The organism is Clostridioides sp. ZZV14-6345, assembly GCF_020657775.1.
GTDB classification, from domain to species: Bacteria; Bacillota; Clostridia; order Peptostreptococcales; family Peptostreptococcaceae; genus Clostridioides; species Clostridioides difficile_D.
Window position 1 is genome coordinate 1 of the sequence record NZ_JAGWCX010000138.1, and the last position, 2,088, is coordinate 2,088.

A 2,088-nucleotide genomic window follows, 5' to 3' on the forward strand; every position below is an offset into this window, starting at 1 on the left:
TTAGAACTTAACACAAATAATGTGTTATAAAATAAATAAAATTAGGAGGTAGTAACATGTATAATATTTTAAGGAGAATGATTGAACAAAAAAATTATGAGACTAAAGAAGAGTTACAAACTAAGTTAGATGTGTTTTATGCTATGAATAGAATAAAGGAAAGTGAGTATACAGAACTAACAAATTTACTAAATAAAGAAGGAGCAGAACCTATAGTATAGGGAATGTTCCTTCTTTAATTTAGTATATATTTATTATTAATTATATATATAATAATGACATATGGTTAATAAATAAATTAATAGAATTTATAAAAAAATAAATTATAAAACTAAATATGATTGAGATAAATGTTTATCTCAATCATATTGATTAAGTATCCTTATTTATGGTAAAATTTAGTTATATGTAAATTAATAATACAGACAATTTAAAATATTTAAAACACTACAAATAAAAATATATTAAGTAACTAGAACTTAATAAGAAATGTAAACTATTTCAAATATGTATGATTATGTAGAAAAGTGAAATTTCAAACTTACAATTTTATGTTATAATAAATTACATCAACTAAGAAAGGATACTAAATAGAAACTATGAAAAGTTTTAAGCTAGATAATATAACTTGGTTAGACGGGTTGAGAGGAGTAGCAGTAATTATAGTTCTTGGTAGCCATTTTGGACATGCCAGAATGAATATTTTTCCTAATATTAATTTAATAGGTTTTGGTCAGTTTGGCATATATATATTCTTCTTTTTAAGCTGGTTTTTACTAAGTAGGCAATTTTATAAAAGAGAGGAAAAAATTACAATTAGATATTTAATTTCTTACTTCAATAAACGTATATTTAGAGTAATTCCATTGTATTACATTGTATTGATGATAGATTTTTATATTACTAAGGTATACTTTCCTGATCAAAATATAAACATGTTATTTTCCTGTATGTTATTAAAGGAAGCTCCTGGAGTTTTTAGGACTATTCCAATTGAAATTAAATCATACTTATTGTTACCAGTAGTGTCTGTTATATTTAAAAAATTATCAAAAAATAAAGAAGGATGTATTATTTTAATAATAACAGTTATAAGTATGGTATTTTTAAATATCTATTTTGGGGATACTAATATTTTAGGAACTTTAGGAATTGAAAAGTATTATATATATTTTATAGCTGGTTCAATCACAGCTCTTATACATGAAAAGATTAGAACATATAAATTTAATAATAATTTAATAACTAAGAGTGTACTAGCAATTTGTATAACTATGTTGGTAATTCAAATACCAATTATATGGATAAAAATATTTCCTGGTTATGCGTCAGTGTATGAAATAAATTGGGAAGAATTTTACCAATATAGGTATTTAATAGGAGTATTTATAATTCCAATAATTGTTCTTATAACATTGCTAGATGAAAAATCTTTTTTAAAAAAAGTATTAGATTCAAAAATATTAAGATATATTGGGAAGATAAGTTTCAGTATATATTGTATCCATATGTTAGTAATTAATGTAGTATTTTATACTTTTTTAGATTTTTCATCTTCTATTAAGTCAATAATAACATTAATAATTACTCTCATTTTTTCTACAATTACATATTATTTAATTGAAACTACATTTATTAAGATAGGACACAAATTAAATAGTAAAATTTATAATAAATAAAACTTTATTTATCTTTAAATTGGTTTATATAAAAGAAAATAAATAAAAATGATACTTTGTATGTATTGTAAAATTACAAAAAATAGTAAATGAATTATGTATAATATTTAAAAAAATGATTGAACAAAAAAATTATGAAACTAAAGAAGAGTTACAAACTAAGTTAGATGTGTTTTATGCTATGAATAGAATCAAAGAAAGTGAATACATAAAATTAACAAACATGATAAATAAAGAAGAAGTACCAAAAGAACCTATTATCTAAAACACACAGGTTCTTTTTTTATATCAATTTTAGTAGGAGGTCATCATGGAACAATTATTAACAGAATTAAGTAGTTTAGGAGCAATAGGAATATTATGTGCTTTACTATTCAAAAATACTATGCAGGAGAAAAAAGAAGATAGA

General features: G+C 21.6%; 3 protein-coding genes. All 3 read left to right on the forward strand.

Features of this window, described 5'->3' with window-relative positions; genetic code table 11:
* Window positions 1-56: 56 nt before the first annotated feature.
* Window positions 57-221 carry a hypothetical protein gene (locus KGF39_RS19240; protein ID WP_227823547.1) on the forward strand — a complete coding sequence of 55 codons (165 nt, stop codon included), beginning with the start codon at window positions 57-59 and terminating at the stop codon, window positions 219-221.
* 378 nt (window positions 222-599) lie between these two features.
* Window positions 600-1,679 (forward strand): acyltransferase family protein, encoded by a 1,080-nt coding sequence (locus KGF39_RS19245; RefSeq protein WP_227823548.1) that lies wholly within the window; start codon window positions 600-602, stop codon window positions 1,677-1,679.
* Between the two features lie 115 nt (window positions 1,680-1,794).
* The gene (locus tag KGF39_RS19250; RefSeq protein ID WP_227823549.1) at window positions 1,795-1,944 is read left to right on the forward strand and encodes a hypothetical protein; all 150 of its coding nucleotides are present in this window, start codon (window positions 1,795-1,797) and stop codon (window positions 1,942-1,944) included.
* Window positions 1,945-2,088: the final 144 nt, after the last annotated feature.